22 protein-coding genes are annotated in these 25,362 nt (G+C 61.6%); 13 read left to right on the forward strand and 9 right to left on the reverse strand.

The features are described 5' to 3' along the window. Positions 1-88 precede the first annotated feature (88 nt). Positions 89-472 carry a tautomerase family protein gene (locus tag J5M72_RS16445; protein WP_007958838.1) on the reverse strand — a complete coding sequence of 128 codons (384 nt, stop codon included), beginning with the start codon at positions 470-472 and terminating at the stop codon, positions 89-91. A 499-nt stretch (positions 473-971) separates the two neighbouring features. On the opposite strand from J5M72_RS16445, the gene J5M72_RS16450 reads away from it, so the two are divergent. From J5M72_RS16450 to J5M72_RS16460, 3 genes are all read left to right on the forward strand, one after another. Continuing rightward, entirely contained in the window at positions 972-2,252 is a 1,281-nt protein-coding gene (locus J5M72_RS16450; RefSeq protein WP_207866414.1) for an HAAAP family serine/threonine permease, read from the forward strand. Between the two features lie 138 nt (positions 2,253-2,390). After that, the gene (locus J5M72_RS16455; RefSeq protein ID WP_207866416.1) at positions 2,391-2,774 is read left to right on the forward strand and encodes a ParB/Srx family N-terminal domain-containing protein; all 384 of its coding nucleotides are present in this window, start codon (positions 2,391-2,393) and stop codon (positions 2,772-2,774) included. Further along, a complete protein-coding gene (locus J5M72_RS16460; protein WP_207866417.1) occupies positions 2,764-4,422 on the forward strand; it encodes a SulP family inorganic anion transporter in 1,659 nt (552 codons plus the stop codon). Before J5M72_RS16455 ends, J5M72_RS16460 begins: the two co-directional genes overlap by 11 nt. A gap of 67 nt (positions 4,423-4,489) precedes the next feature. On the opposite strand, the gene acnB is transcribed toward J5M72_RS16460, so the two are convergent. Then, complete coding sequence (gene acnB, locus J5M72_RS16465; protein WP_039767143.1) at positions 4,490-7,099, reverse strand: bifunctional aconitate hydratase 2/2-methylisocitrate dehydratase; 2,610 nt, start codon at positions 7,097-7,099, stop codon at positions 4,490-4,492. Positions 7,100-7,567: 468 nt separating this feature from the next. On the opposite strand from acnB, the gene J5M72_RS16470 reads away from it, so the two are divergent. Beyond that, positions 7,568-8,038: a DUF1289 domain-containing protein gene (locus tag J5M72_RS16470; protein WP_065260613.1), complete on the forward strand. Its 471-nt coding sequence runs from the start codon at positions 7,568-7,570 to the stop codon at positions 8,036-8,038. Positions 8,039-8,080: 42 nt separating this feature from the next. On the opposite strand, the gene J5M72_RS16475 is transcribed toward J5M72_RS16470, so the two are convergent. Beyond that, positions 8,081-8,944 carry a universal stress protein gene (locus J5M72_RS16475; protein WP_207866419.1) on the reverse strand — a complete coding sequence of 288 codons (864 nt, stop codon included), beginning with the start codon at positions 8,942-8,944 and terminating at the stop codon, positions 8,081-8,083. 159 nt (positions 8,945-9,103) lie between these two features. Here J5M72_RS16475 and miaE point away from each other — a divergent pair, with 159 nt between their 5' ends. The 3 genes from miaE (at position 9,104) to J5M72_RS16490 (ending at position 11,846) form a co-directional block, all read left to right on the forward strand. Continuing rightward, positions 9,104-9,712 carry a tRNA isopentenyl-2-thiomethyl-A-37 hydroxylase MiaE gene (miaE, locus tag J5M72_RS16480; protein WP_011334764.1) on the forward strand — a complete coding sequence of 203 codons (609 nt, stop codon included), beginning with the start codon at positions 9,104-9,106 and terminating at the stop codon, positions 9,710-9,712. A gap of 139 nt (positions 9,713-9,851) precedes the next feature. Next, positions 9,852-10,559, forward strand: coding sequence for a response regulator (locus tag J5M72_RS16485; protein ID WP_207866421.1), 708 nt, complete (start codon positions 9,852-9,854; stop codon positions 10,557-10,559). Next, positions 10,560-11,846, forward strand: coding sequence for an ATP-binding protein (locus J5M72_RS16490; protein ID WP_207866423.1), 1,287 nt, complete (start codon positions 10,560-10,562; stop codon positions 11,844-11,846). A 33-nt stretch (positions 11,847-11,879) separates the two neighbouring features. On the opposite strand, the gene J5M72_RS16495 is transcribed toward J5M72_RS16490, so the two are convergent. Both J5M72_RS16495 and moaA read right to left on the reverse strand, forming a co-directional pair. After that, positions 11,880-12,779 carry a bestrophin family protein gene (locus J5M72_RS16495; RefSeq protein WP_207866425.1) on the reverse strand — a complete coding sequence of 300 codons (900 nt, stop codon included), beginning with the start codon at positions 12,777-12,779 and terminating at the stop codon, positions 11,880-11,882. Positions 12,780-12,807: 28 nt separating this feature from the next. After that, a complete protein-coding gene (moaA, locus tag J5M72_RS16500) occupies positions 12,808-13,806 on the reverse strand; it encodes a GTP 3',8-cyclase MoaA (protein ID WP_207866427.1) in 999 nt (332 codons plus the stop codon). Positions 13,807-14,162: 356 nt separating this feature from the next. Between moaA and J5M72_RS16505 the strand changes: the two genes are divergently transcribed. The 4 genes from J5M72_RS16505 (at position 14,163) to J5M72_RS16520 (ending at position 19,184) form a co-directional block, all read left to right on the forward strand. Beyond that, a complete protein-coding gene (locus tag J5M72_RS16505; protein ID WP_207866431.1) occupies positions 14,163-16,487 on the forward strand; it encodes an FdhF/YdeP family oxidoreductase in 2,325 nt (774 codons plus the stop codon). A gap of 109 nt (positions 16,488-16,596) precedes the next feature. Then, the gene (locus J5M72_RS16510; protein WP_207866435.1) at positions 16,597-18,012 is read left to right on the forward strand and encodes a cytochrome ubiquinol oxidase subunit I; all 1,416 of its coding nucleotides are present in this window, start codon (positions 16,597-16,599) and stop codon (positions 18,010-18,012) included. A 16-nt stretch (positions 18,013-18,028) separates the two neighbouring features. Next, complete coding sequence (cydB, locus tag J5M72_RS16515; RefSeq protein ID WP_207866437.1) at positions 18,029-19,045, forward strand: cytochrome d ubiquinol oxidase subunit II; 1,017 nt, start codon at positions 18,029-18,031, stop codon at positions 19,043-19,045. Then, the gene (locus J5M72_RS16520) at positions 19,032-19,184 is read left to right on the forward strand and encodes a DUF2474 domain-containing protein (protein ID WP_074688757.1); all 153 of its coding nucleotides are present in this window, start codon (positions 19,032-19,034) and stop codon (positions 19,182-19,184) included. Before cydB ends, J5M72_RS16520 begins: the two co-directional genes overlap by 14 nt. 82 nt (positions 19,185-19,266) lie before the next feature. Here the strand turns inward: J5M72_RS16520 and J5M72_RS16525 are convergent, their stop codons facing one another. Continuing rightward, positions 19,267-20,118 carry a CAP domain-containing protein gene (locus tag J5M72_RS16525; RefSeq protein WP_207866439.1) on the reverse strand — a complete coding sequence of 284 codons (852 nt, stop codon included), beginning with the start codon at positions 20,116-20,118 and terminating at the stop codon, positions 19,267-19,269. Positions 20,119-20,319: 201 nt separating this feature from the next. Between J5M72_RS16525 and J5M72_RS16530 the strand changes: the two genes are divergently transcribed. Continuing rightward, the gene (locus J5M72_RS16530) at positions 20,320-20,940 is read left to right on the forward strand and encodes a cell wall hydrolase (RefSeq protein WP_169430807.1); all 621 of its coding nucleotides are present in this window, start codon (positions 20,320-20,322) and stop codon (positions 20,938-20,940) included. On the opposite strand, the gene J5M72_RS16535 is transcribed toward J5M72_RS16530, so the two are convergent. Continuing rightward, positions 20,937-21,824 carry a LysR family transcriptional regulator gene (locus J5M72_RS16535; protein WP_207866441.1) on the reverse strand — a complete coding sequence of 296 codons (888 nt, stop codon included), beginning with the start codon at positions 21,822-21,824 and terminating at the stop codon, positions 20,937-20,939. The two genes, J5M72_RS16530 and J5M72_RS16535, sit on opposite strands and share 4 nt — an antisense overlap. Positions 21,825-21,928: 104 nt before the next feature. Between J5M72_RS16535 and J5M72_RS16540 the strand changes: the two genes are divergently transcribed. Further along, positions 21,929-23,329, forward strand: a complete 1,401-nt coding sequence (locus J5M72_RS16540; protein ID WP_207866443.1) for an MFS transporter — start codon at positions 21,929-21,931, stop codon at positions 23,327-23,329. Here the strand turns inward: J5M72_RS16540 and J5M72_RS16545 are convergent. Together J5M72_RS16545 and J5M72_RS16550 are read right to left on the reverse strand one after the other, a co-directional pair. Beyond that, on the reverse strand, positions 23,274-24,689 hold the full coding sequence (locus J5M72_RS16545) for a heavy metal sensor histidine kinase (protein ID WP_207866445.1): 1,416 nt from the start codon (positions 24,687-24,689) through the stop codon (positions 23,274-23,276). The two genes, J5M72_RS16540 and J5M72_RS16545, sit on opposite strands and share 56 nt — an antisense overlap. After that, a complete protein-coding gene (locus J5M72_RS16550; RefSeq protein ID WP_169430803.1) occupies positions 24,686-25,357 on the reverse strand; it encodes a heavy metal response regulator transcription factor in 672 nt (223 codons plus the stop codon). Before J5M72_RS16550 ends, J5M72_RS16545 begins: the two co-directional genes overlap by 4 nt. Positions 25,358-25,362: the final 5 nt, after the last annotated feature.

Below are 25,362 nucleotides of genomic sequence, written 5' to 3' on the forward strand. Positions count from 1 at the left end.
CGGCCCCGCATCAGGCAGTGTAGGAGCTGATGCGAGGAGCGCGCGGGTGCTTCGTCAGAAGGTGATGTCGGCGCGGGTGGTCACAGGATCAGGTCACGTACTGGGCGATGCCGTTGCCGAACGACCAGTTCTCTTTTTTCACTTCCACCAGATTGATGAACACGTCTTCCTGGCGCACGGCCAGTTGCTGGTTCAGGTTGCGCGCGATGGTCTGGAACAGCCGTTGTTTCATCTCCACGGTACGGCCTTCGCTGATGGTCAGCTGGATGAACACGATGCCGTCGCTGCGCTGGATCCCAAGGTATTGCGGGTCGTAGACGAAGTGCTGGTCGTCGTGCTCGGCCAGCACCTGGAAATTGTCGTGTTCCGGCACATTGATCTCGCTGCGCAGTGCGGCGTAGATCACTTCGCCAATGCGTTTGGCGAAAGTCGGGTCCGGGTTTTTCTTGATGTCGACGCGGACGAGGGGCATGGGATGGCTCCACAGGCGAGGGGACTGGACGGGGATGTCAGTCAATTCGCCATTGGGTATAGCCGAAAAATGCCAGTCAGTGAGGTTGTTTAAAAGCGATAGGAAATGGACGCACCGTCCTGCGGGATTTACGGATGTTGCCTACGAATACTGGTGGATTCATCGAAATGCTTCCGATGTTGGGGTTACCGGGTTTCGGCATCTTTTGTATGTCTCTTGGCTTCATGTTGGCCCGATCGATCTGAACAGGCCCTCATGAGCAAGTTCGGCGCCGGCACATGCCATAAAACGACATTTTACGTATCTGTTGCCGACAGTCTTTTTCCCAAAAACGACAACGCTCCCATCTGCTCCGCACAACCATTCCTCAGCTAAGTCTTTGCTTCCGCTCATTTATCGCGGAGAATCGCGCCCCTGTTTCGGCCGGAGCATGTCTGTCGGTTTTTTCCGACGCGTCCTGACCGAGTGGCAAGTGACCGGAATGCGGAGATCCGACCGGATGAATGATCAGGCCAATAGCGTCGAACAACGCTTTGAAGCGGCAGCACCAGCCGAACTGTCGAGCTGGAATCGCCATGACACTACCTGGATGTTGGGACTGTTCGGGACGGCCATCGGCGCCGGTACCCTGTTTTTGCCGATCAACGCAGGTCTGGGTGGCTTCTGGCCGCTGGTGATCCTGGCGCTGCTGGCATTCCCCATGACCTTCTTTGCACACCGCGGCCTGACCCGCTTCGTGCTCTCCGGTCGTGAAGGCGCCGACATCACTGAGGTGGTGGAGCAGCATTTTGGCATCAAGGCCGGTGCGCTGATCACCCTGCTGTACTTTTTCGCGATCTTCCCGATCCTGCTGATCTATAGCGTCGGCCTGACCAACACCGTCGCCAGTTTCCTCGAACACCAACTGCACATCACGCCGCCACCGCGCGCGCTGCTGTCGTTCGTGCTGATCCTCGGCCTGCTGGCTGTTGTTCGTTGCGGCGAGCAGGTGATCGTCAAGGCCATGACCCTGATGGTGTATCCGTTCATCGTCGCGCTGCTGTTCCTGGCGGTGTACCTGGTTCCGCACTGGAACGGCGGCATCCTGAGCACCGCTTCGCAGGTGCCGGCTCCATCGGCGCTGTTGCACACGCTGTGGCTGGCGATTCCGGTGATGGTGTTCTCGTTCAACCACTCGCCGATCATCTCGGCGTTTGCGGTGGACCAGAAGCGTCGCTACGGCGTTCACGCCGACGAGCGCAGTTCGCAGATCCTGTCGCGCGCCCACCTGCTGATGGTGGTGATGGTGCTGTTCTTCGTCTTCAGTTGCGTGCTGACCCTGTCGCCGGAACAACTGGCTGAAGCCAAGGCGCAGAACCTGTCGATCCTGTCGTACCTGGCCAACCACTTCAGCAACCCGACCATCGCGTTCGCAGCGCCGTTGATTGCGTTCGTGGCCATCTCCAAGTCGTTCCTCGGTCACTACATCGGTGCCAGCGAAGGCCTGAAAGGTTTGATCGTCAAGAGCGGCAAGCGCCCGGGCGCCAAGGCCCTGGATCGCATCGTTGCGGCGTTCATGCTGGTGGTGTGCTGGATCGTGGCGACCCTGAACCCGAGCATCCTCGGCATGATCGAAACCATCGGTGGCCCGGTCATCGCGGCAATCCTGTTCCTGATGCCGATGTACGCGATCCGCAAGGTGCCGGCGATGGCGCGCTATCGTGGTCAGGCGTCGAACGTGTTTGTCACCGCCGTAGGCCTGGTGGCGATTTCGGCGTTGATCTACTCGCTGGCGGCCTGATTCCAGTCCGGCAGTACCAGACGGGGGCGAGCCATGCGCTCCCGTTTTCTGCAAATCCTCCCCGATGCCTGATCCAGGGCACACTTCCCAAGGCATAAACGGCTACGCTTGAAAGGCACTTTTTCCCGGAGATGCCTCATGCCCCGAGCCCGACCGCAACTGATCAGCGCCAAACTGGAAAAACTCCATCCCACGCAGCTTGCGGTGGGCCTCGCTGAAGTCGCCGACAAGCGTCAGGAATGGAAAAAGCTCAAACGCAAGGAGCGGGCGGCAGCGCTGGACAATCACTGGTTCCCCAGTGTGCTTGGGCCTGAAGGCGTCTACTACATCGTTGATCACCATCACTTTGGTCTTGCGCTGATCGAGGAAGAGGTCAAAAAGGCTTCGCTGCTGGTGCTCAAGGATCTTTCGTTTGTCGACACGGTAACCTTCTGGAACGTGATGAAAGCAGACCAAAGCCATGAACCTGGCGCGCAGCCAGGAGGCTCGGTATCTGCCAGGGTGGGTCCGATTGTCAACTGAACCGCTGAGTGCCGCTTCCCGGCCCGAAGTACCCAGTCGCAGTCAGGACCTGCTGGCCGGGCTGTCGATTGCCGGTCTGTTGCTGCCCGAAGCGGTGGCGTATTCCAGCATTGCCGCTCTGCCACCCCAGGCCGGGGTGATCGCGTTGTTCGCCGGACTGCTGTGTTACGCGTTGATGGGCACCAGCCGCTTTGCCGTGGTCTCGGCGACGTCGTCATCGGCGGCGGTGCTGGCGGCTGCGACGGCCTCGCTGGCTGGCGGCGATCCGGCATTGCGCCTGAGCCTGGCGGTCGGTCTGGTGATGATGACCGGTGTGCTGTTTCTGCTGGCGGGGTTGTTCAAGCTCGGCAGTGTGACGTCCTTCATCGCTAAACCGGTGTTGCGCGGCTTCGCCCTGGGATTGGCGGTGACGATCATCCTCAAACAGGTAGCGAGCGTCGTCGATGTCCACCTCACGGACAGCAACCTGATCCGTTTCCTGCCGCAACTGATCGAGCAGTGGCCAAAATGGAACCTGGCCGGCGCCGCAGTAGCGCTGGTGGCGTTGCTGGTGCTGATGGCCTGCGCCCGCTTTCGCCGGGTGCCGGGTGGGCTGATCGTCGTGGCGCTGGGCGTTGCCGCCAGCCAATGGCTGAACCTGCCGGCCTATGGGGTGAAACTGATCGGAGTCATCGACCTGGCGCTGGAGATGCCACAGCTGCCGAACATGCCGTTTGCCGATTGGCTGCGCCTCGGCGAGCTGGCGTTTGCCATGGTGATGATCCTGTACGCCGAGTCCTATGGGTCGATCAGCTCGTTTGCCCTGAAGCACGGTGACCGGGTTTCCTCGAACCGCGATCTGCTGGCTCTTGGCGCGTCCAATCTGTTATCGGGCCTGTTTCACGGCATGCCCGCCGGGGCCGGGTATTCGGCGACTTCGGCCAACGAAGCGGCGGGCGCTACATCGCGGTTGGCGGGCGTTGTCGCCGCGGCAGTGGTGTTGCTGATCGTGTTGACCGTGCTGCCGTACATCGCTCTGACCCCGGAACCTGTGCTGGCCGCGATCGTGATTCACGCCCTGGGACGAGCGTTGAGCCTGCAACCGCTGGGTCGCTACTTCATCTGGCGCCGTGATCGCTTGCTGGTGATCTGCGCGGTGGCAGCGGTGCTGGTGCTGGGCGTGCTCGACGGCTTGCTGCTGGCGGTGGCGATCAGCGTGGTGCTGATGCTGAGGCAGATGTCTTCGGCGGAAATTCAGGTGCTGGGGCAAATGGGCGGCGGTCACGATTATGTCGACCTGCAACGTCATCCGGATGCCCGGGAAATCCCCGGCGTGCTGATCGTGCGGCCGAGTGAAGCGCTGTTCTTTGCCAACGTGGAACGGATTCTCGGCGGCGCGCTGCGGTTGGCTCGTCATGCGCCGGCGGCGGTGCACACGATCATCCTGAGTCTTGAGGAGTCACCCGACCTGGACGGCACCAGCATCGAAGCGCTGGAAGCGTTCTTCCTGCAAGTGCGGGCCGAGGACAAACTGTTGATTCTGGCGCGCCTCAAAGATCAGGCGCAGACCGTGCTGGCGCAATTGCCAGAGCTGGAACGCGAGCAGGTGCTGTTGAGCGGTTTGAGTGTGGATGAGGCGGTTCAGCAGGCACTCAAGCTCAATGCCTGAATGTCAGAGGGCATAAAAAAACGCCGCTCATCTCGCGATGGGCGGCGTTTTTCATTGCGTTGCAGCGTCAGGCTTGAACGACAGGGATCTTGGCGTTCGCAGCAGCTTCACGGAACTCGGCAATCTGGTCGAAGGACAGGTAGCGGTAAACGTCGGCCGCCATGCTGTCGATCTTGCCAGCGTATTCCATGTACTCCTCGACGGTCGGCAGGCGACCCAGGATCGAAGCAACGGACGCCAGCTCAGCCGAAGCCAGGTAGACGTTCGCGCCGTCGCCCAGACGGTTCGGGAAGTTACGGGTCGAGGTCGACACCACGGTGCTGTTCGGCTCAACGCGTGCCTGGTTACCCATGCACAGCGAGCAGCCTGGCATTTCCATGCGGGCGCCGGCCTTGCCGTAGATGCCGTAGTAGCCTTCTTCGGTCAGCTGGTGAGCGTCCATCTTGGTCGGTGGCGACAGCCACAGACGGGTTGGCAGCTGACCCTTGACCTGATCCAGCAGCTTGCCGGCAGCACGGAAGTGACCGATGTTGGTCATGCACGAACCGATGAACACTTCGTCGATCTTCTCGCCAGCGACGCTGGACAGCAGACGGGCGTCGTCCGGGTCGTTCGGCGCGCACAATACAGGCTCGCTGATGTCGGCCAGATCGATTTCGATGACTTCGGCGTATTCGGCGTCGGCATCGGCTTCCATCAGTTGCGGGTTGGCGATCCAGGCTTCCATCGCTTGGGCACGACGCTCCAGGGTACGCGCATCGCCGTAGCCTTCGCCGATCATCCAGCGCAGCAGGGTGATGTTGGACTGCAGGTACTCGGTGATCGACTCTTTCGACAGCTTGATGGTGCAACCGGCAGCCGAACGTTCGGCCGAGGCGTCGGACAGTTCGAACGCCTGTTCCAGGGTCAGACCTTCCAGGCCTTCGATTTCCAGGATGCGGCCGGAGAAGGCGTTTTTCTTGCCTTTCTTCTCGACGGTCAGCAGACCGTTCTGGATGGCGAAGTAAGGAATGGCATGAACCAGGTCACGCAGGGTGATGCCAGGTTTCATTTTGCCTTTGAAGCGCACCAGGATCGATTCCGGCATGTCCAGCGGCATGACGCCGGTGGCTGCGGCGAACGCGACCAGACCGGAACCGGCCGGGAACGAGATGCCCATCGGGAAACGGGTGTGCGAGTCACCACCGGTACCCACGGTGTCCGGCAGCAGCATGCGGTTCAGCCACGAGTGGATGATGCCGTCGCCCGGACGCAGGGAAACGCCGCCGCGGGTCATGATGAAGTCAGGCAGGGTGTGGTGGGTGGTCACGTCGATCGGCTTTGGATAGGCCGCGGTGTGGCAGAACGACTGCATCACCAGATCAGCGGAGAAGCCCAGGCACGCCAGGTCTTTCAGTTCGTCACGGGTCATTGGACCGGTGGTGTCCTGAGAACCTACGGTGGTCATCTTCGGTTCGCAGTAGGTGCCAGGACGAACGCCTTTGCCCTCTGCCAGACCGCAAGCCTTGCCGACCATTTTCTGCGCCAGGGTGAAGCCCTTGGTGCTTTCAGCCGGAGCTTCAGGCTTCTTGAACAGGTCGAACGCTGGCAGACCCAGTTCGGCGCGAGCCTTCTCGGTCAGGCCACGGCCGATGATCAGCGGAATACGACCGCCGGCACGGACTTCGTCCAGCAGCACAGGGGTCTTCATTTCGAAGGTGGTGATGACTTCGTCGGTACCGTGCTTGCAGACTTTGCCAGCGTGCGGGTACAGGTCGATCACGTCGCCCATGTTCATGTTCGATACGTCGAACTCGATTGGCAGTGCGCCGGCATCTTCCATGGTGTTGTAGAAGATCGGAGCGATTTTGCTGCCGAAGCAGAAACCGCCAGCGCGCTTGTTCGGTACGTAAGGAATGTCGTCGCCGAAGAACCACAGGACCGAGTTGGTCGCCGATTTACGCGAGGAACCGGTACCGACCACGTCACCGACGTAGGCGATAGGGAAGCCCTGGCCGCGCATTTCTTCGATCTGCTTCATCGGGCCGGTCTTGCCTTGCTCGTCCGGCACGATGCCGTCACGGGCCATTTTCAGCATGGCCAGGGCGTGCAGCGGGATGTCAGGACGCGACCAGGCGTCTGGAGCAGGGGACAGGTCGTCGGTGTTGGTTTCGCCGGTCACCTTGAACACGCGCAGGCTGATCTTGTCGGCCAGCACAGGGCGTTTCTTGAACCACTCGCCGTCAGCCCAGGATTGCAGCACGGCCTTGGCGTGAACGTTGCCGTTCTTGGCTTTTTCAGCCACGTCGTGGAAGGCATCGAACATCAGCAGGGTGTGCTTGAGTTCTTCGGCGGCCACTGGTGCCAGCTCGGCATTGTCCAGCAGTTCGACCAGGGTCACGATGTTGTAGCCGCCCTGCATGGTGCCGAGCAGTTCTACAGCGCGTTTCTTGTCCAGCAGAGGGGAGGAGACTTCGCCCTTGGCCAGTGCGGAGAGGAAACCGGCCTTGACGTAGGCGGCTTCGTCCACTCCTGGTGGTACGCGATTGGTGATCAGGTCAACGAGGAAAGCTTCTTCGCCAGCCGGAGGATTCTTCAGCAGCTCGACCAGGCCTGCAGTTTGTTCGGCGTTAAGCGGCTGGGGAACGATACCCAGGGCTGCACGCTCTTCGATATGTTTGCGGTAGGCTTCAAGCACAGTTATTACCCTCATCAGTGGTCCCAAATGGGTGTCCGGGACGCTCATCCCGAAATTGCCGTACTCATGCTCCTCACGACGTTGTGGGTCGTTCGGCCAGAATTACCGGCAATTCCTTACAGAAGCTGCTTTCAAAGTTTTACGCCTGCAGAACGGGGAGCTGATGAGGGTTGGCGTTGGGTTTTTCCCCGCTGGAAAAACCCTTCGCCAACACCGCTCTGAAGGAACGACTGTGCTCGTGACGCTTTGAAAACAGCTTCTAACGGACATTGGCGCCTAAAAAGGCTGGCTGATTCTACGGCAAAAAAAATTTAAAGGTAAGTCGGGCTCTATTGGACTTTGGTGGCGTTGTGCGCGGGCGGGGCAAACCTTGATCCAGCGCTTGCCCCTGACGTTTGAGGGGTGATGTATGCCGGACAAAGGGCTAACATGCCGACCTGTTCCGCGTTTCAAGTGTTCTGCCCATTTATGCCCAATCAGACCATCAAGACCCCCTGCGTCGGCCTCTGCTCCACTGTTTACGGAGATCTGGTGTGCCGTGGCTGCAAGCGTTTCCACCACGAAGTGATCCACTGGAACGGTTACAACGAGGAGGAAAAGCGCGCGGTGTGGCTGCGTCTTGAGCAATTGCTGTCACAAGTGATGGCGAGCAAGGTCGAGGTCTTCGACCCGGCGCGCCTGCGCCAGCAGCTTGAGCAGAGAAAGATCCGCTTCGTGCCGCATCAGTCGGAGTATTGCTGGGCTTATCAGCTGATCGCCCGGGGCGCGCGAGTGATCATTAATCTGGAAGCCTACGGAATGGTGCTGCTGCCGGAGTTTCGCGACTGGAACCTGCCGGAACTGCGCGATGCCATTGATCGGGAATTTTTCCTGCTGTCGGAAGCGCACTATCAGCGCTACATCGCGCCCGGTTTTCTCAAGGATGCCCTCGGCGACTGAGACTGGCTGGCGGCCAGGGAGATTGTTCCCTGGCTGCCAGGATCAATGCTTCACCGCCAACTCCACCAAATGGTCTTCAACCTCCTGCGGCTTGAGCACCAGCACGTCGCTTTCCAGCTGATCCAGCACCTGTTCGGCCGTATTGCCGATCAACGCCCCCGACACACCGCTGCGCGCCACCGTGCCAATCACCGTCACCGCCGCCTGCAGCTTGTGCGCCATGAACGGAATCAGTACATCCGCCGGGCCTTCCTCGACATGCAGATGCTCGTCGTCGACATCGAATTCAGCCTGAAACGCCCGGCATTGCTCGCGATAGCGCGCTTCGATGGTTTCCTTGAGTTGGAACGTCGGATCCGCCGCCGAGAGCATCGGTGACGGATGAGCGGTAATCACGTGCAGATACCCTTTGGCCAGGCTGGCAATGTCGAACCCATGGTCGATGATGGTGGTGTGCAGGTGACGGTGCTCGCCGTCGGCATTGCCCACGTCGACCGCGGCCAGAATCACCCGGTCTTTCCAGGAGGCGGCGGTTTTCACCAGCAGCACCGGAGTAGGGCAATGGCGCAGCAGTTTCCAGTCCGCGGGGGTCAGCAGGGCCTTTTTCAGCGAACTGTCGGGGAAGTGCTGCTTGATCACCAGGCCACAGCCTTCGGCCTGCTGCACGTCGATGATGGTTTCGTGCAGGCTCTCGTTCCACGCCTGTTCGGTGGTGACGCTGTAACCGTCCGCCAGCAGCGCGGCCTTGAGCACGCTGAGCATGCCGGCGTGATCGTGCTTCTTGTCGCAGACCAGCAGGTGCAGATGGGCCTGGGTCACCCCGGCGATCAGCTTGGCGCGCTTGAGCGCCAGGCTTTCCGCGTGTTCGGGTTCGATGACCACCAGAATGCTGCGAATGGCTTGCATGAGTGAGTCTCCAGCAATGAAAAGGCACGGCGTTGCACAACTATAGTTGTTGCTGATGCGCTTGCGACTTGATGCATATCAAGGGCTGGCGCTGGTGGTCTGCGGGCAGGCCGGTATAATCGGCGCCCTTCGCTCGAACACCTTTTGACCGTGAGCCCCATGATCCTTCCCGAAATCCACGAATTCCTTGGCTGTCGCACGCCTGACGCCTGGGTCCAGGCCGCGCTGGCCGATCAGGAAACCCTGCTGATCGACCACAAGAACTGCGAGTTCAAGGCCGCCAGCACCGCGTTGAGCCTGATCGCCAAGTACCACTCCCATGTCGATCTGATCAACATGATGTCGCGCCTGGCCCGGGAAGAGCTGGTGCACCACGAGCAGGTCATGCGCATCATGAAACGGCGCAAGATCGAACTGCGCCAGCTCCACGCCGGCCGTTATGCCTCAAGCCTGCGCAAAGTGGTGCGCAGCCACGAACCGGTGAAACTGGTCGACACTCTGGTGGTCGGCGCCTTCATCGAAGCGCGCAGTTGCGAACGTTTCGAAGCGCTGGTGCCGCATCTGGACGAAGAACTCGGCAAGTTCTATTTCGGCCTGCTGAAAAGCGAGGCCCGGCATTTCCAGGGTTACCTGAAACTGGCCTACCAGTACGGCGACGCCAAGGACATCGCCCAGGTGATCGAGAGAGTCCGCGCCGCCGAGCAGGACCTGATCGAGTCGCCGGACGAGGAATTCCGTTTCCACAGTGGCGTCCCCGTCGCGGCATGAATTGTTAAAAACTCTTAAGAGTATGAAACATCAACGAAAACCGGCCCCAGAGGCCGGTTTTTGCTGCCCCCGCTAAACGTCTTGTCCACGAATGCCGCCATAATGGCGCCCACTTCACTGAGGGTTGGCGACGATTGTTATGGATAACCTGGGTTTTGGCAGAGTCCTGCTGGTGGAAGACGATGAGCGCCTGGCCGCACTGATCGCCCACTTTCTTGAACAACACGGCTATGAGGTGCGCACGGTGCATCGCGGCGATCTGGCCGTGGCCGCGTTTCTTGAATTCAAGCCCAAAGTCGTGGTGCTCGACCTGATGCTGCCGGGGCAGAGCGGCCTGCATGTGTGCCGGGAAATCCGCAGCGTGTCTGACACGCCGATTGTCATCCTGACGGCCAAGGAAGATGACCTCGACCACATTCTGGGTCTGGAGTCCGGCGCCGACGACTACGTGATCAAACCGATCAAGCCGCCCGTCCTGCTCGCACGCCTGCGGGCCCTGCAACGCCGGCAGGTGCCGGACAGCGGCGTGGTCAGCTCGCTGGAATTCGGCAACCTGATCATCGACCGCAGTTGTCGCGAAGTGCGTCTGGCGGGCGAGTTGATCGAGCTGACCACCATGGAATTTGAACTGCTGTGGCTGCTCGCCAGTGCCGCCGGCACCATCCTGTCGCGCGATGACATTCTCAATCGCATGCGCGGCATCGCTTTCGATGGCCTCAATCGCAGCGTCGATGTGTACATCAGCAAGCTGCGCAACAAACTCAAGGACAATCCCCGCGAACCGGTGTGCATCAAGACCGTGTGGGGCAAGGGCTATCTGTTCAATCCGTTTGCGTGGGAGCTGTAGATGCTGCGGTTATTCCTCGGGCTGTTTCTGGTGATGACCGTCGGGCTGGTGGCGGCGCTGCAAACTGTCGAGCACACTTTCAACGCGTTGCTCGACAACCAGATGCAAGCCTACAACCGTGAGGCGGTGCGCGGTCAGGCCTGGTCGTTGATCGAGCACATGCGCGATCAGCAGGGCGCGGCGCGCGAGGCGCAGTTGGAGGCGTTGCGGCCGCACTACGGGTTGACGCTGAGTCTGGTGGAGGCCGATCAACTGAACCTCAGCGATGAAGAAAAAGCCGAACTGGCCCAAGGCCTGTTGGTGATCCGTCACGACTACACCCAGTTCATCAGTGACATCGACGGCGGCTCGCAACTGCTCAGCATCAAGCTGCCGCCCGAGCCGAGTCTGATGCCGTTCTATATCTCGGCGGCTTACATGATGCTGGCCGTGCTGCTCGGTATCGTCCTGTATTTCTGGGTGCGCCCGCACTGGCGTGACCTGGAAAAACTGCGACTGGCGGCAGAGCGCTTCGGCGACAACGACCTCTCGTCGCGCATCCAGCTCTCCAAGCGTTCGAACATTCGCGATCTGGCCGAACACTTCAACCTGATGGCGGCGCGCATCGAAGGCCTGATCGCCAATCAGCGCGAACTGACCAACGCCGTGTCCCACGAACTGCGCACGCCGATTGCCCGGTTGTCGTTCGAACTCGACCAACTCAAGCAACAACCCGACGCCAGCCAGAACCGCGAACTGATCGCCGACATGTACGCCGACCTCGGCGAACTGGAAGAAATGGTCTCCGAGCTGCTGACCTACGCCAGCCTCGAACGCGGCGCGACCGTGATCACCCGCGAGAATATTCAAGCTGCCAACTGGCTCGACAGCGTGGTCGGCAGCGTGGCACTGGAAGCCGAGGCGGCCGGGGTGCAGCTATTGATCGTTGATTGCCGGGTCGATGAAGTGCGGATCGAGCCGCGGTTCATGGCGCGGGCGGTGATCAATCTGCTGCGCAACGCCATTCGTTATGCCGAGCAGCGGGTCGAAGTGTCGCTGGTGCGCATCGGCGATCAATACGAAGTGCAGGTCAATGACGACGGGCCGGGTGTGCCGCTGGCAGGGCGGGAGAAAATCTTCGAACCGTTCTCGCGCCTGGACGCCAGTCGCGACCGCCGCACGGGCGGCTTCGGACTTGGTCTGGCGCTGGTGCGGCGGGTGTCGCAATCCCATGGCGGGCAGGTCGAGGTCGGTGATTCGCCGTGGGGCGGCGCATCGTTTCGCATGACCTGGGCGCATCTGGATTGATGACTTTCCCTCCCCGAAGGGGGAGGCAGTCGATTAACTGAGGACGTAGTCCACCGGTTTCAGCGCCGGCGGCAAAGGCTCAGTCCCCAGCTCCGAAAGAATGTCCCGCTCGATACCCCGCACCAGCGCATCGGTCGGCAGGTCGTTTTCATCCCGGCCGAACGGGTCTTCCAGCTCATCGGCAATCGCATCCAGGCCGAAGAAGGTGTAGCTGACAATCGCCGTGAACAGCGGCGTCAGCCAGCCCAGCGGTTCGGCCATGGCGAACGGCAGCAGGATGCAGAACAGGTAAATCGTGCGGTGCAGCAGCAGGGTGTAAGGGAAGGGCAGCGGCGTGTTCTTGATCCGCTCACACACCGCCTGCGCCTGAGTCAGGCTGGTCAGGTGATTGGCCAGCGCCATGTAGCGCCATTCGCTGAGATCGCCCGCTTCATGCAGATCGGAACATTGCTGACCGACGGTTTGCAGGATCCGCCCGCTGTAGTCCGGCACCTGCGCATCGTGTTGCGGGGTGATCCATTCGGCGCTGGCAGCCGCTTCGTTTTCCCGGCGCAACCGCGCATTCAACGCATGAGCGAACCCACAAAGGTTAAGCAGCAATAACCGACGCTGGGCCGATTCGCGGATCACATGGGTCTCGCGAATCACCGAGCGCACATGCACGATCACTTCACCCCAGGCCTTGCGTGCTTCGTACCAGCGGTCGTAGCAGGCGTTGTTGCGAAAATTCATGAAGATCGACAGCGACAGACCAAGCAAGGTGAACGGCGTGGCGTTGACCTTGGTGAAGTTGCTCGGGTGGAGCATTTCCACCAGCACGATGGCCGACGCCAGCAACGTCACCATCAGGGTGCGCAGGGCGATGCGCTTGGCAATTGAACCCTTGAGGGTAAACAGGACGGCGAACTGATTGATCTTGGGCCGGATGATCATGCTTTTTTTGCCTTGAAAACGTGGCGGCTCAGCCGCCGGTCATGTTCATGAAACGCACCACTTGCACGTCGTCGTTCACTTCAAAATTGTGCCGGTAAGGCTTGAGTTTCATTGCTTCGATGATGGCTTTCTCCAAGCGTTCCGGTTGGCCCGGATGAGCCCGAAGCACCGCTTTCAAGTCCACCGAATGCTCGTTCCCCAGACACAGTAGCAAACGCCCCTCGACGGTCAGCCGCACCCGGTTGCAGGTGCCGCAGAAGTTGTGGCTGTGGGGCGAAATGAACCCCAGCCGGATGTGCGGCGCTTCGGCCAGCCGCCAGTAGCGCGACGGGCCCTGGGTCGACTCGGCGGAGTCGATCAGGGTGTAGCGCTCGGCAATCCGCTCACGCACCTGGGCACTGGAGAAGAACGACTCGGCGCGGCTGTGTTCGCTGATGATCCCCAGCGGCATTTCCTCGATGAAAGAAATATCCAGATCCCGCTCGATGGCGAACTGCACCAGATCGTTGATCTCGTGATCGTTGCGGCCCTGCATCACCACGCAGTTGAGTTTAGTGCGGGTAAATCCGGCGGCGCGCGCGGCGTCGATGCCGTCGATCACCTGAGTCAGGTCACCGGTGCGGGTCATCTGCTTGAAGCGCTCGGCATCAAGACTGTCGAGGCTGACGTTGAGGCGTTTGACCCCGGCGTCGAACAGCGGACTGGCCAGTTTGCCGAGCTGCGAGCCGTTGGTGGTCAGGCACAGTTCGCGCAGGCCGGGCAGGGCGGCGATCTGCTTGCACAACCCGACGACACCGGGGCGAATCAACGGCTCGCCGCCGGTCAGGCGAATCTTGCGGGTGCCCAATGCAACGAAGCTCTGCGCCAGTTGATAGATCTCCTCCAGCGTCAGCACCCGTTGGCGCGGCAGAAACTGCATGTCTTCGGCCATGCAGTACACGCAACGAAAGTCGCAGCGGTCGGTGACCGACATGCGCAGGTAGTCGACGCGGCGGTTGTAACCATCGATCAAGACGCGCTCTGACATGACAGCCTCGCTTGGGTGAAATCCGCTATTGAAGGGATTGGGTCGGCGCAGGTTATGAGCAACTTGAGACAGCGTCCAATCACTCTTGATTACCGGCCGATTGATGCTGTCGATGATGAAATAATTATTGCGGATTTATCGCTTCCCGGTTTTGCAAGTGCCCGAATTTAAAGGGTTTAAGTCCGTGATAGATGCTTTCGATAACGCAGTCATTAATAGCGATTAGACAAGCTTTTGCAGCGGTTCCTATCCTTGGCCCCGTCAAACGAAACGACCGCTTTTGAACTTGAAAGTCAGTCGTCGCTGTTTAAACCCGATCAGGTTTTTGCCTGTGTGCATCGTCATGGAGAAGTCCCATGTCACAAGTCGACCGTTACAAACCCTACAAGGGCGCCGCTGCGGGTTGGGGCGCTGTGATCAGCCTCACCAGGAACTGGCTGGGCAGTGAAAACGCCCTGAAGAACATCCGCGCCATGCTTAAGACCAACCAGAACGGCGGCTTCGACTGCCCCGGTTGCGCCTGGGGTGAAGCACCCGGCGCGAGCATGCTCAAGTTCTGCGAGAACGGCGCCAAAGCGGTGAACTGGGAAGCCACCGGCCGCCTGGTCGACCCGGCATTCTTCAACAAGTACACGGTGTCGACCCTGGCCGAGCAAAGCGATTACTGGCTCGAATATCAGGGCCGGATCACCCATCCGATGCGCTACGACGCGCGGGTCGACCGCTATGTCGAAACCACCTGGGACGACGCTTTCGCGCTGATCGCCAAACATCTCAAAGGCCTGAAATCGCCCCACGAGGCCGAGTTCTACACCTCGGGTCGGGCGAGCAACGAAGCGGCGTTTCTCTATCAGTTGTTCGTTCGTGCCTACGGCACCAACAATTTCCCGGACTGCTCGAACATGTGCCACGAAGCCAGTGCGGTGAGCATGGGCGAGAGCCTGGGCGTGGGCAAAGGCACGGTGGTCTATGAAGACCTGCACCACGCCGACGCGATTTTCGTGATCGGCCAGAACCCCGGCACCAACCACCCGCGCATGCTCGAACCGCTGCGTGAAGCGGTGAAGCGCGGCGCTCAGGTGGTGTGCATCAACCCGCTCAAGGAGCGTGGGCTGGAGCGTTTCCAGAACCCGCAGAACCCGATCGAGATGCTCAGCAACGGCTGGGAAGCGACCAACACCGCGTATTTCCGTCCGGCACTGGGGGGCGACATGGCGATGATTCGCGGCATGGCCAAGTTCCTGCTGGAGTGGGAGCGCGAGGCCCAGGCCACCGGCGGCGAACCGGTGTTCGATCACGCCTTCATTGCCGAGCACACCTCGGGTCTCGACAGCTATCTGGCCGAAGTCGATGCCACGCGTTGGGAGCACATCGTCGAGCAGTCCGGCGTGCCGCTGCATGACATCGAACTGGCCGCGCGCATGTATGCCCGGGCCAAGAGCGTGATCATGTGCTGGGCCATGGGCCTGACCCAACACGTGCACTCGGTGCCGACCCTGCAGGAAGTCATCAACCTGCAACTGCTGCGCGGCAACGTCGGCCGTCCGGGCGCCGGGCTGTCGCCGGTGCGCGGCCACAGTAACGTGCAGGGCGACCGCACCATGGGCATCAACGAACTGGCCCCGACCGAACTGATGGACGCCCTGGAAAAACGCTTCAACTTCAAGGTGCCGCGCATGCACGGCCACAACACGGTCATGGCGATTGGCGCCATGGAACGTGGCGAAGCCAAGGTGTTTATCGGTCTGGGCGGCAACTTCGCCCAAGCCACGCCGGACACCCCGCGCACCCATGCAGCGATGCGCAAACTTGATCTCACCGTGCACATCTCGACCAAGCTCAACCGCAGCCATCTGGTGACCGGGCGTGATGCGTTGATCCTGCCGTGCCTGGGCCGTACCGACATCGACGTGCAGGCCGAAGGCCCGCAAGGCGTGACCGTGGAAGACACCTTCAGCATGGTGCATTTGTCGTTCGGCCAACTGAAGCCGAAGTCGGCGCACCTGAAATCCGAGCCGGCGATTATTGCCGGGATCGCTGCCGCCACATTGGGCAAACACCCGATCGATTGGGAATGGGCGGTGGGCGACTACGGGCGCATCCGCAACCTGATCGCCGACGTGATTCCGGGTTTCGAGAACTTCAACGAGAAGCTGCTGATCCCCGGCGGTTTCCACCTCGGCAACAACGCTTCCGACCGGGTCTGGAACACCGAATCCGGCAAGGCCCAGTTCACCCCGTGCGTGCTGCCGGAACATTTGATCAGCGAAGGCGTGCGCAACCTGCCGGTCAAGCCGCACCTGATCCTGCAAACCATGCGTTCCCACGATCAGTACAACACCACGCTGTACGGCCTCGACGACCGTTATCGCGGGGTCTATGGCATGCGCGACGTGGTGTTCGCCAACGAGCAGGACATCCGCCGGCTCGGTTTTGAACCGGGGCAAAAGGTCGATCTGGTGGCGCTGTGGGGCGACGAGCGCGAGCGTCGGGTCAGCGGTTTCACGCTGATCGCCTACGACATTCCCGCCGGGCAGGCTGCCGCGTACTACCCGGAAACCAATCCGCTGGTGCCGCTGGAAAGCTACGGCGAACGCACCTACACGCCAACCTCCAAATTCGTGGCGATCCGCCTCGAAGCGGCCGAGGCGAGCAACCTGATTCCGTCGTCGGTGGCGTAACCGACTCACGCGATCCAACCCTTTTGCATTTTGACTGGCTGCAGGCGTTCGCGCTTGGCGGTGGCCCGGCCGTGTGCTGCCGCTTTTCAGCCTGGATGAGGACATCATCATGTTCAACCTGGAGGCACTGGACCTGGCGCGAATTCAATTCGCGTTCACGGTTTCGTTCCACATCATTTTCCCGGCGATCACCATTGGTCTTGCGAGTTTCCTGGCGGTGCTCGAAGGCCTGTGGCTGAAAACCCGCAACGACACTTACCGCGATCTCTACCATTTCTGGTCGAAGATCTTCGCCGTCAACTTCGGCATGGGCGTGGTGTCGGGGCTGGTCATGGCGTACCAGTTCGGCACCAATTGGAGCGGATTCTCTGATTTTGCCGGCAGCGTCACCGGGCCGTTGCTGACTTATGAAGTGCTGACCGCGTTCTTCCTCGAGGCCGGGTTCCTCGGGGTAATGCTGTTCGGCTGGAACCGCGTCGGCCGTGGCTTGCACTTCTTTGCCACGGTAATGGTCGCCATCGGCACGCTGATTTCGACCTTCTGGATTCTCGCCTCCAACAGCTGGATGCAGACCCCGCAAGGCTTCGAACTCGTCGACGGCCGGGTGATGCCGGTCGACTGGCTGGCCATCGTGTTCAACCCGTCGTTCCCGTTCCGCCTGGCGCACATGGCGATTGCCGCGTTCGTCGCCACGGCGTTCTTCGTCGGCGCTTCGGCGGCCTGGCATTTGCTGCGCGGCAATGACACCAAACCGGTGCGCAAGATGTTTTCCATGGCGCTGTGGATGGCGCTGATCGTTGCACCGATTCAGGCGGTGGTCGGTGACGCCCATGGCTTGAACACCCTGGAGCACCAACCGGCGAAAATCGCCGCCATCGAAGGCCACTGGGAAAACCCCGACAACGGACCGACCCCGCTGGTGCTGTTCGGCATTCCGGACATGCAGGCGGAGAAAACCAAGTACGCCATCGAGATTCCGTACCTCGGCAGCCTGATCCTCACCCACAGCCTCGACAAACAGATCCCGGCGCTCAAGAGTTTCCCGAAAGAAGACCGGCCGAACTCGACCGTGATCTTCTGGAGCTTTCGCGTGATGGCCGGGTTGGGCATGTTGATGATTCTGGTCGGCGTGCTGGGGCTGGCGTTGCGGCGCCACGGCAAGGTCTACCGACATCGCGGCTTCCAGCGACTGGTGCTGTTGATGGGGCCGAGTGGTCTGATCGCGTTGCTGGCCGGCTGGATCACCACTGAGGTCGGGCGTCAGCCGTGGGTGGTGTATGGACTGATGCGTACCCATGACGCTGCGTCCCACCACTCGGTGGCGCAGATGAGCACCTCGCTGGCGCTGTTCGTCGTCATCTATTGCTCGGTGTTCACCGTGGGCATCGGCTACATGATGAAACTGGTGAGCAAGGGCCCGCAGCCGCACCACGAACATCCGCCCGAAGGCACTCAGGTGCAGACCCCGCGCCGGCCACTTTCGGCGGTCACCGACAACCTCGAATCCGCGACCCGGATCCACTGAAAAGGAGCGTTGAGTCATGGGTATTCAAGGTATCGATCTCTCGTTGATCTGGGGCGTGATCATTGCCTTCGGCGTGATGATGTACGTGATCATGGACGGCTTCGATCTGGGCCTCGGGATCCTGTTTCCGCTGATCGGCGACGAGCAGGAACGTGACGTGATGATGAACACCGTCGCGCCGGTCTGGGACGGCAACGAAACCTGGCTGGTGCTCGGCGGTGCGGCGTTGTACGGCGCATTTCCGCTGGCGTACGGAGTGATTCTGGAGGCGCTGTATCTGCCGCTGATCTTCATGCTGGCGGGGTTGATTTTTCGCGGGGTGGCGTTCGAGTTTCGCTTCAAGGCACCGGCCGAAAAACGTCATCTGTGGGACTGGGCGTTCATTGGTGGTTCGCTGCTGGCGACGTTCTCTCAGGGCGTGGTGATCGGCGCTTATGTGGCCGGGATTCCGGTGGTGGATCGGCAGTTTGCCGGTGGCGGTCTCGACTGGCTGGCGCCGTTCCCGCTGGTCTGTGGCGTCGGTCTGGTGATTGCTTACGCGTTGCTCGGCAGCACCTGGCTGCTGGTCAAGACCGAAGGCATGCTCGAATCGCGGATGCGTCACTACAGCCGTCCGCTGGCGTGGCTGTTGCTGGCGATGGTGGTGGTGATCGGCGCGTGGACGTTGCAACTGCACCCGGAACTGGCCACACGCTGGTTCAACCATGCGCACCTGACCGTGTTCGCCGGGCTGGTGGTGCTGGCGGCGCTGTCGCTGTTCGGGCTGTTGCGTTCGTTGCGTCAGCGGCACACCCACTGGCCGTTCGTGTTCACCCTGGTGCTGATGTTCCTCGGTTACATCGGGCTGGCGCTGAGCATCTGGCCGAACATCATCCCGCCCTCGGTCAGCCTGTGGGCGGCGGCTTCACCGGCCACCAGCCAGCTGTTCGCCCTGATCGGCGCGCTGTTCATCCTGCCGGTGATCCTGATGTACACCTTCTGGAACTACTACGTGTTCCGCGGCAAAGTGAGGATTGGCGATGGCTACCATTGAGATGCGTGAAGTGAAAAGCCGCTGGTACAAACGCCTGGGCTGGCTGCTGCTGATCTGGTCCGGCAGCGTGGTGTCACTGGCGGTGGTGGCGAGTCTGCTGAAACTGGCGATGTATGCGGCGGGAATGAGAACCCACTGACCATAAAAAAACCGGAGCCTGGCTCCGGTTTTTTATTGCCTGCATTTTGGGTTTTCCTCTTGGGGGGAAGGAACCTTGAGGTTTATTCCCCGCCAAACATCGCCGTCCAGTAGATCCCGGCGCTGCTCTTCGGGTCGACTGCGTAAGCAGCACCCAGTTCGCGATACTGCGGGTTCATCAGGTTGGCGCAGTGGCCGGGACTCGCGAGCCAGCCATCGACGACCTTCTGCACGGTGTCCTGCCCGGCGGCGATGTTCTCGCCAACCAGCTGGCCGCTGTAACCGGCCAGTTCGGCGCGATCACCGGGGGTGCCGCCGTTGCGATCCTTGTGGTCGAAATAGTTGTTGTTGGCCATCTCGCGGCTGTGATCCTGAGCGACACCGCCGAGCACCGCATTCCACGCCAATGGCGCAGCCGCGGAGAAGGCCTGGCCGCCGCACTGGCGTGGCTGGCTGCGGGCGGCGTTGAGTTGCATCAGCAGTTTCTGGCCCTCGGCTTGTCCGTCACCCAGGCGGGCGGACAACAGCGGCCGCGCCAACGTGATGCGCCAGTCTCGGTCGGCGCGGCTGACGCCGATATCGACAAACTGCGGATCCAGCACCACCTGACAGAAGCTCTCCTGAATCGCCTTCATCGCTGAAACCGGATCGCGAGGGCCGTTGAGGGTGATCGCCTGCACGTTGACCATCGGGTAGCTGGCGCTGGCCATGGCCTGTTGCAGATCGACCATGCCACTGGCGGGCAGACGCAGGCGCGGGTCGGCCGACAGTGGCGGCAATTCACTGGACGCCTGCGCACCGCAACGCTGGGGCTGGCTGCGGTAGCTGTTGATCGACTCGATCAATTGCGACTCATCGCTGGCCATGGCCGAAGCGGCCAGCGCCAGGCCCACGGACAACGCGGCGAATCGCAGAACGGATGGCATGAAGCGCATGGAAATCTCCCTTGGGCTGAGAGTGCCCATGATGCGCGAAACGCCCCGGGGTCGTGCAATGTCTTTTTTCTTCATCGAGTGGTTTTCAGCGCGGAACGTTGCGCCGGATTCTGCCGTCTACACTCTGCGAAGTCCCCGGAAACCGGGCGTCTCAGCCACGCAACACTTTGCCCGCATCGGGCGCTGCCGGAAGAAACGATCATGAAATTGCACGGGCTGATCTGTTGTTTTTTATTGACCCTGCTGAGCGGTGCGGTGCTGGCCACCGATCAGGCGCCGATCAAGGAAAAGGCCGAGGCAAAAGCCGAGGTACTGGAAGAGAAAGCGGCCGACAAGCCCAACGCGCCCCCGGCGCCGAAGTCCGAAGCCATCACCCCCAAAGAGGTGCAAGCCGTCGACCCGGCCGGCACCGCGCCGCTCGACGACCCGATCACCTGTCTGGCGCGCAGCATCTATTGGGAGGCCAAGGGCAAGGACACGGCAGAGATGGAAGCCGTGGCCAGCGTGGTGATGAACCGCCTCGGCCACGACGGATTCCCCGGTACCGTGTGCGAGGTGGTCAAACAGGGTTCGGAAACCAAGAGTTGCCAGTTTTCCTGGTGGTGCGACGGCAAGTCCGATCAGGTCAAGGAAGACGCCGAATATGCGCTGGCCAAGGAGATCGCGGGCAAGGCCCTGAACCGTCAGCTCATCGATCGCACCCGCGGCGCTTTGTACTTCCACGATCACAACGTCGACCCGAGTTGGGCCAAGGAGTACACCAAGACCGCCGAGACCGGGAAATTCCTGTTTTACAAACCCAAGGATGGAGAGGCGCGCTAAGCGCAGACTTCCCTCACGCAGTTGCGCAACCAGCGATGCGCCGGGTCGGCGTCCATGCGTGGATGCCAGAGCATGGACACGCTGATGTCCGGCATGCGCAATGGCAGGGCGAAACTGAACAGTCCCGTTCGCAGTTTGCTGGTGTGGCGTTCCGGGACGGTGGCGATCAGGTCGGACTCTCGGACCAGTGTCAGCGCTGCCGAAAACCCGCCGAACGAGGTGACGATGTCCCGCGTCAGGCCGAAAGCAAGCAACGCCTCGTCCACCGGTCCGCTGCTGCGACCACGGCGTGACACCAGAATATGCTGGCCCGAGGCGAAGCGTTTGGCGCTGACCTTGCCGCTGCTCAGCGGATGTCCCTCACGCACCACACCAATCCACTGATCGCGGAACAGGATGCGGCTGTGCAGCGTCGGGTCGGTGCTGTCGTCGACCACGCCGGTTTCCAGATCCACCCGACCTACGCGCAGCAATGTGCTGTCCTTGTCGGCCTTCTGCACAAAACGCAGGCGCACGCCGGGCGCCTCTTCGGCGATGCGGGCGAGCAGGGCGGCGGCAAAGGTTTCGACAAACCCGTCGGTGTTGCGCAGGGTGAAGGTGCGCCGCAACTGACCGGGATCGAGCACTTCTGCCGGGCGCAGAACCGCTTCGGCTTCCTGCACCAGATAACTGACCCGGTCGCGCAGCTCCAGCGCACGCGGGGTTGGCACCAGCCCACGACCGGCGCGCACCAGCAGCGGATCCCCGGTGGTTTCGCGCAGCCGGGCCAGCGCGCGGCTCATGGCTGACGGGCTCAAACGCAGGCGCTCGGCGGCGCGGGCGACGCTGCCTTCGCTCAGCAACACGTCAAGGGTAATCAACAGGTTCAGATCCGGTGCATTCATGACATGGCGTTCCATGCAGGTATCAAGTGCAAAGCATGCGTCTTGCGCCTTGTATTGTCGAGGCTCAGGCTATGTCCCATGACCTCTGCCGCAATGAGCCTCCCATGCACCGAGAACCCCTGAGCCCTTCCGCCCGCTGGGCGCTGACCAGTCTGGCGCTGTCGATGTTGATGCCGTCGCTGGACACCAGCATCGCCAACGCCGGATTGCCCACGCTGGCGGCGGCATTCGATGCGACGTTTCAACAAGTGCAGTGGATCGTGCTGGCCTATCTGCTGGCGGTCACCACGTTGATTGTCAGCGTCGGGCGGCTGGGTGACGGCTTCGGGCGGCGGCGCTTGCTGTTGATCGGCATCGGTATTTTCAGCGCCGCTTCCCTGGCTTGCGCACTGGCGCCGAGCCTCGCCTGGCTGATCGGCGCGCGGGCGGTGCAAGGCCTGGGCGCGGCGATCATGTTCGCGCTGACGGTGGCGCTGGTGGCCGATGCGGTGCCCAAATCCCGGGCCGGCAGTGCGATGGGCTTGCTGGCCACGATGTCGGCGACCGGCACCACCCTCGGGCCGTCGCTCGGTGGGCTGTTGATGGCGCATGTCGGCTGGCAGTCGATCTTTGTAATCAACGTGCCGTTGGGATTGCTCAATGGCTGGCTGGTGTATCGCTATCTGCCGAAGGATCGAAGCGCTCGCACGGGTATGGCGTTCGATTATCCCGGCACCGCCGTGCTGATGCTGACATTGGCGGCCTATGCGTTGGCGATGACGGTTGAAGGATTCACCCCGGCATTGCTGTTGCTCAGCCTGTTGGGCGTTGGGTTGTTCATCCTGGTCGAGAAACGGAGCAAGGCACCGCTGATTCACCTGTCATTGTTCACCGATACGCGAATCAGCAGCAGTCTTGCGCTGACCTTGCTGGTGACGACGGTGATGATGACCACGCTGGTGGTCGGGCCGTTTTATCTGAGCCGAGGCTTGGGTCTCAGCAGTACTCAGGTCGGCCTGGTGTTGTCGGTCGGGCCGTTGCTGGCGGCGTTCAGCGGCGTACCGGCCGGGCGTCTGGTGGATCGTTTCGGCGCGCGGCGGGTGGTGCCCGGCGCTTTGCTCGGCCTGGGCTGCGGTTGCGGTTTGTTGGCGCTGTTGCCGATGAGTCTCGGAGTGCTTGCGTATGTGCTGCCGATCACGGTGGTGGCCTTGAGTTATGCGCTGTTCCAGGCCGCCAACAACACCGGGTTGATGTCCGGCGTCGCGCAGGATCAGCGCGGGGTGGTCTCGGCCATGCTCGGGTTGTCGCGCAATCTGGGCTTGATCACCGGGGCGGCGGCGATGGGCGCGGTGTTTGCCCTGGCCACGGACGATCCGACTCAGGCGCCGGCCGCGGTCATCGCGGGCGGCTTGCACATGACCTTCGGCGTTGCCACGGCGCTGATGTTCGCGGCCCTTGCGCTCGGCGCCTTCACACACGTCCGTCTTGCGTCTGCCGCGCCGGAAAGAACAGCTCAAAGCAGGTGACGCCGTCCACGCTGGTGACGCTGTAGCGGCCCTGATGCAACTGCATGATGGTCGCGACGATCGACAGGCCCAGACCGTTGGATTGGGCCGAGCGTTCGCGAGACGGATCGACGCGGTAGAACCGCTCGAACAGTCGCGACAGATGCTCGGGGGGAATCGTCGCCCCGTGATTGCGCACTCGCAGGTAGCTGCCATCCGCTTCGGCGATGGCTTCGACCTGCAACGTCGAATCCGCCGCGCCGTACTTGATCGCGTTGGCGCACAGATTGGCCAGCGCCCGGCGCAGCAGCATCGGCTCGGCCCAGATCACGCCGCTGCCACTGGCCTCGATGGTGACGCCGACGTCCGCCGCCAGCCCTTCGAAGTAATCGGCAATGCGTTGCATCTCATCGCAGGCGTCCAGCTCCTGCCGCTGGCTCAGCGCGCTGGTTGGGTCAGTGCGGGCGAGAAACAGCATGTTGTCGAGCATCCGCGCCAGCCGTTCGAGTTCTTCGACGTTGGAGGCGAGCAACTGCTGGTAGGCGTCGACACTGCGGTGCTGTTGCAGGGCGACCTGGGTTTCGCCGAGCAGGTTGTTGATCGGCGTGCGCAGCTCGTGGGCCATGTCAGTGGAGACCTGGCTCAGTTGCGCAACACCTCGGTCGAGCCGGTCCAGCATCGCATTGAAGGCTTCGATCATCGGCTGCAATTCCCGGGGCGTGCCGTGGCGGTCGAGGCGTTCACCGAGGTTGGCGATGCCGATCCCGTGGGCATGCCGGGCAATCCGCCGCAGCGGCAGCAGGCCGCGATACACCAGCAGACAGCCAACCAGCGCCAGCACAATCGCCGCCAGTGACGCCAGGCCATACACGCTGAGTCGATAGCTGGCGAGCATCGCCGTGCGCTCGCTCATCACCTTGCCGATCAGCACTTGCAGATTGCCCTGATCGCCGGAGTCGATATTGGCCGCCACCGCCGAGAACGGAACGCCGTTGATACTCGGCAGGTGCTGCACATCGTTGAGGGCCATCACATGGTTGATCGGCACGGCGGGCACGGTCGGCAATGTCAGGTTGCTGGGATTGACCACGAACAAGGGCGGTTGCCCCGGCGCGCCGATGGTCAACAGCGCTTCGCGGTTGCCGAGCATGTTCTGGAACAGCGCCGGTTTGTTCTGGATCAGTTCAAGGGTATTGCTGTCGTTGAGGATGGTGCGCAACTGATCGATGCGGCTGACCAACTGGATGTCGTCGCGGCGGGTCAGTTGTTCTTCCAGCTGGTTGTAAAGCGCCGCGCCCAGGCCCGCCAGGGACGCGAAGGCGAGCACCGCGAACACCAGCGCCAGGCGCAGCGTCAGGGAATACGTGCCGGCGATTTTCATGGCTGGGTATCGAAGCGGTAGCCGATGCCGCGCACGCTGTGGATCAGCTTGAGCGGGAACGGATCATCGATCTTCGCCCGCAGGCGGCGCACGGCGACATCGACCACATTGGTGTCGCTGTCGAAATTCATGTCCCACACCCGCGAGGCGATCAGCGAGCGCGACAGCACTTGCCCTTCGTGGGTGGCGAACAGTTGCAGCAGGGCGAACTCCTTGTTGGTCAGGGTGATCCGGCTGCCGGCGCGGGTGACCCGGCGCTTGAGCACATCGATCTGCAGATCGGCCACCTGCAATTGCTCTTCTTCGTGAATCGGCCCGCGCCGGGTCAGGGTGCGCAGGCGCGCCACCAGTTCGGCGAAGGAAAACGGTTTGATCAGGTAATCGTCGGCGCCCAGCTCCAGGCCCTTGACCCGGTCGGCGATGTCGTCCCGGGCGGTGAGGAACAGCACCGGCGTGTGGGCTTCCTTGCGCAGCCGGCGCAGGACTTCCCAGCCATCCATTTTCGGCATCATCACGTCCAGCACGATCACGTCGAAATCGAATTCCAGTGCCAGGTGCAGACCGTCGGCGCCGTCCCGGGCCAGGCTCACGCTGTAGCCCAGTTCCTGCAAGCCGTTGAGCAGGTAGTTGCCGGCCTTGGGTTCATCTTCGACGACAAGGATGTTCATGAACG

This window comes from Pseudomonas sp. 58(2021) (genome assembly GCF_017491585.1).
Classification (GTDB): Bacteria; Pseudomonadota; Gammaproteobacteria; order Pseudomonadales; family Pseudomonadaceae; genus Aquipseudomonas; species Aquipseudomonas fluorescens_BT.

Bases quoted from the DNA above. Each gene is read 5' to 3' on its own strand.
- J5M72_RS16445 (WP_007958838.1), bottom strand. From the start codon at position 472: ATGCCCCTCGTCCGCGTCGACATCAAGAAAAACCCGGACCCGACTTTC.
- J5M72_RS16450 (WP_207866414.1), top strand. From the start codon at position 972: ATGAATGATCAGGCCAATAGCGTCGAACAACGCTTTGAAGCGGCAGCA.
- J5M72_RS16455 (WP_207866416.1), top strand. From the start codon at position 2,391: ATGCCCCGAGCCCGACCGCAACTGATCAGCGCCAAACTGGAAAAACTC.
- J5M72_RS16470 (WP_065260613.1), top strand. From the start codon at position 7,568: ATGCCCAATCAGACCATCAAGACCCCCTGCGTCGGCCTCTGCTCCACT.
- J5M72_RS16475 (WP_207866419.1), bottom strand. From the start codon at position 8,944: ATGCAAGCCATTCGCAGCATTCTGGTGGTCATCGAACCCGAACACGCG.
- miaE (WP_011334764.1), top strand. From the start codon at position 9,104: ATGATCCTTCCCGAAATCCACGAATTCCTTGGCTGTCGCACGCCTGAC.
- J5M72_RS16485 (WP_207866421.1), top strand. From the start codon at position 9,852: ATGGATAACCTGGGTTTTGGCAGAGTCCTGCTGGTGGAAGACGATGAG.
- J5M72_RS16490 (WP_207866423.1), top strand. From the start codon at position 10,560: ATGCTGCGGTTATTCCTCGGGCTGTTTCTGGTGATGACCGTCGGGCTG.
- J5M72_RS16495 (WP_207866425.1), bottom strand. From the start codon at position 12,779: ATGATCATCCGGCCCAAGATCAATCAGTTCGCCGTCCTGTTTACCCTC.
- moaA (WP_207866427.1), bottom strand. From the start codon at position 13,806: ATGTCAGAGCGCGTCTTGATCGATGGTTACAACCGCCGCGTCGACTAC.
- J5M72_RS16505 (WP_207866431.1), top strand. From the start codon at position 14,163: ATGTCACAAGTCGACCGTTACAAACCCTACAAGGGCGCCGCTGCGGGT.
- J5M72_RS16510 (WP_207866435.1), top strand. From the start codon at position 16,597: ATGTTCAACCTGGAGGCACTGGACCTGGCGCGAATTCAATTCGCGTTC.
- cydB (WP_207866437.1), top strand. From the start codon at position 18,029: ATGGGTATTCAAGGTATCGATCTCTCGTTGATCTGGGGCGTGATCATT.
- J5M72_RS16520 (WP_074688757.1), top strand. From the start codon at position 19,032: ATGGCTACCATTGAGATGCGTGAAGTGAAAAGCCGCTGGTACAAACGC.
- J5M72_RS16525 (WP_207866439.1), bottom strand. From the start codon at position 20,118: ATGCGCTTCATGCCATCCGTTCTGCGATTCGCCGCGTTGTCCGTGGGC.
- J5M72_RS16530 (WP_169430807.1), top strand. From the start codon at position 20,320: ATGAAATTGCACGGGCTGATCTGTTGTTTTTTATTGACCCTGCTGAGC.
- J5M72_RS16535 (WP_207866441.1), bottom strand. From the start codon at position 21,824: ATGAATGCACCGGATCTGAACCTGTTGATTACCCTTGACGTGTTGCTG.
- J5M72_RS16540 (WP_207866443.1), top strand. From the start codon at position 21,929: ATGCACCGAGAACCCCTGAGCCCTTCCGCCCGCTGGGCGCTGACCAGT.
- J5M72_RS16545 (WP_207866445.1), bottom strand. From the start codon at position 24,689: ATGAAAATCGCCGGCACGTATTCCCTGACGCTGCGCCTGGCGCTGGTG.
- J5M72_RS16550 (WP_169430803.1), bottom strand. From the start codon at position 25,357: ATGAACATCCTTGTCGTCGAAGATGAACCCAAGGCCGGCAACTACCTG.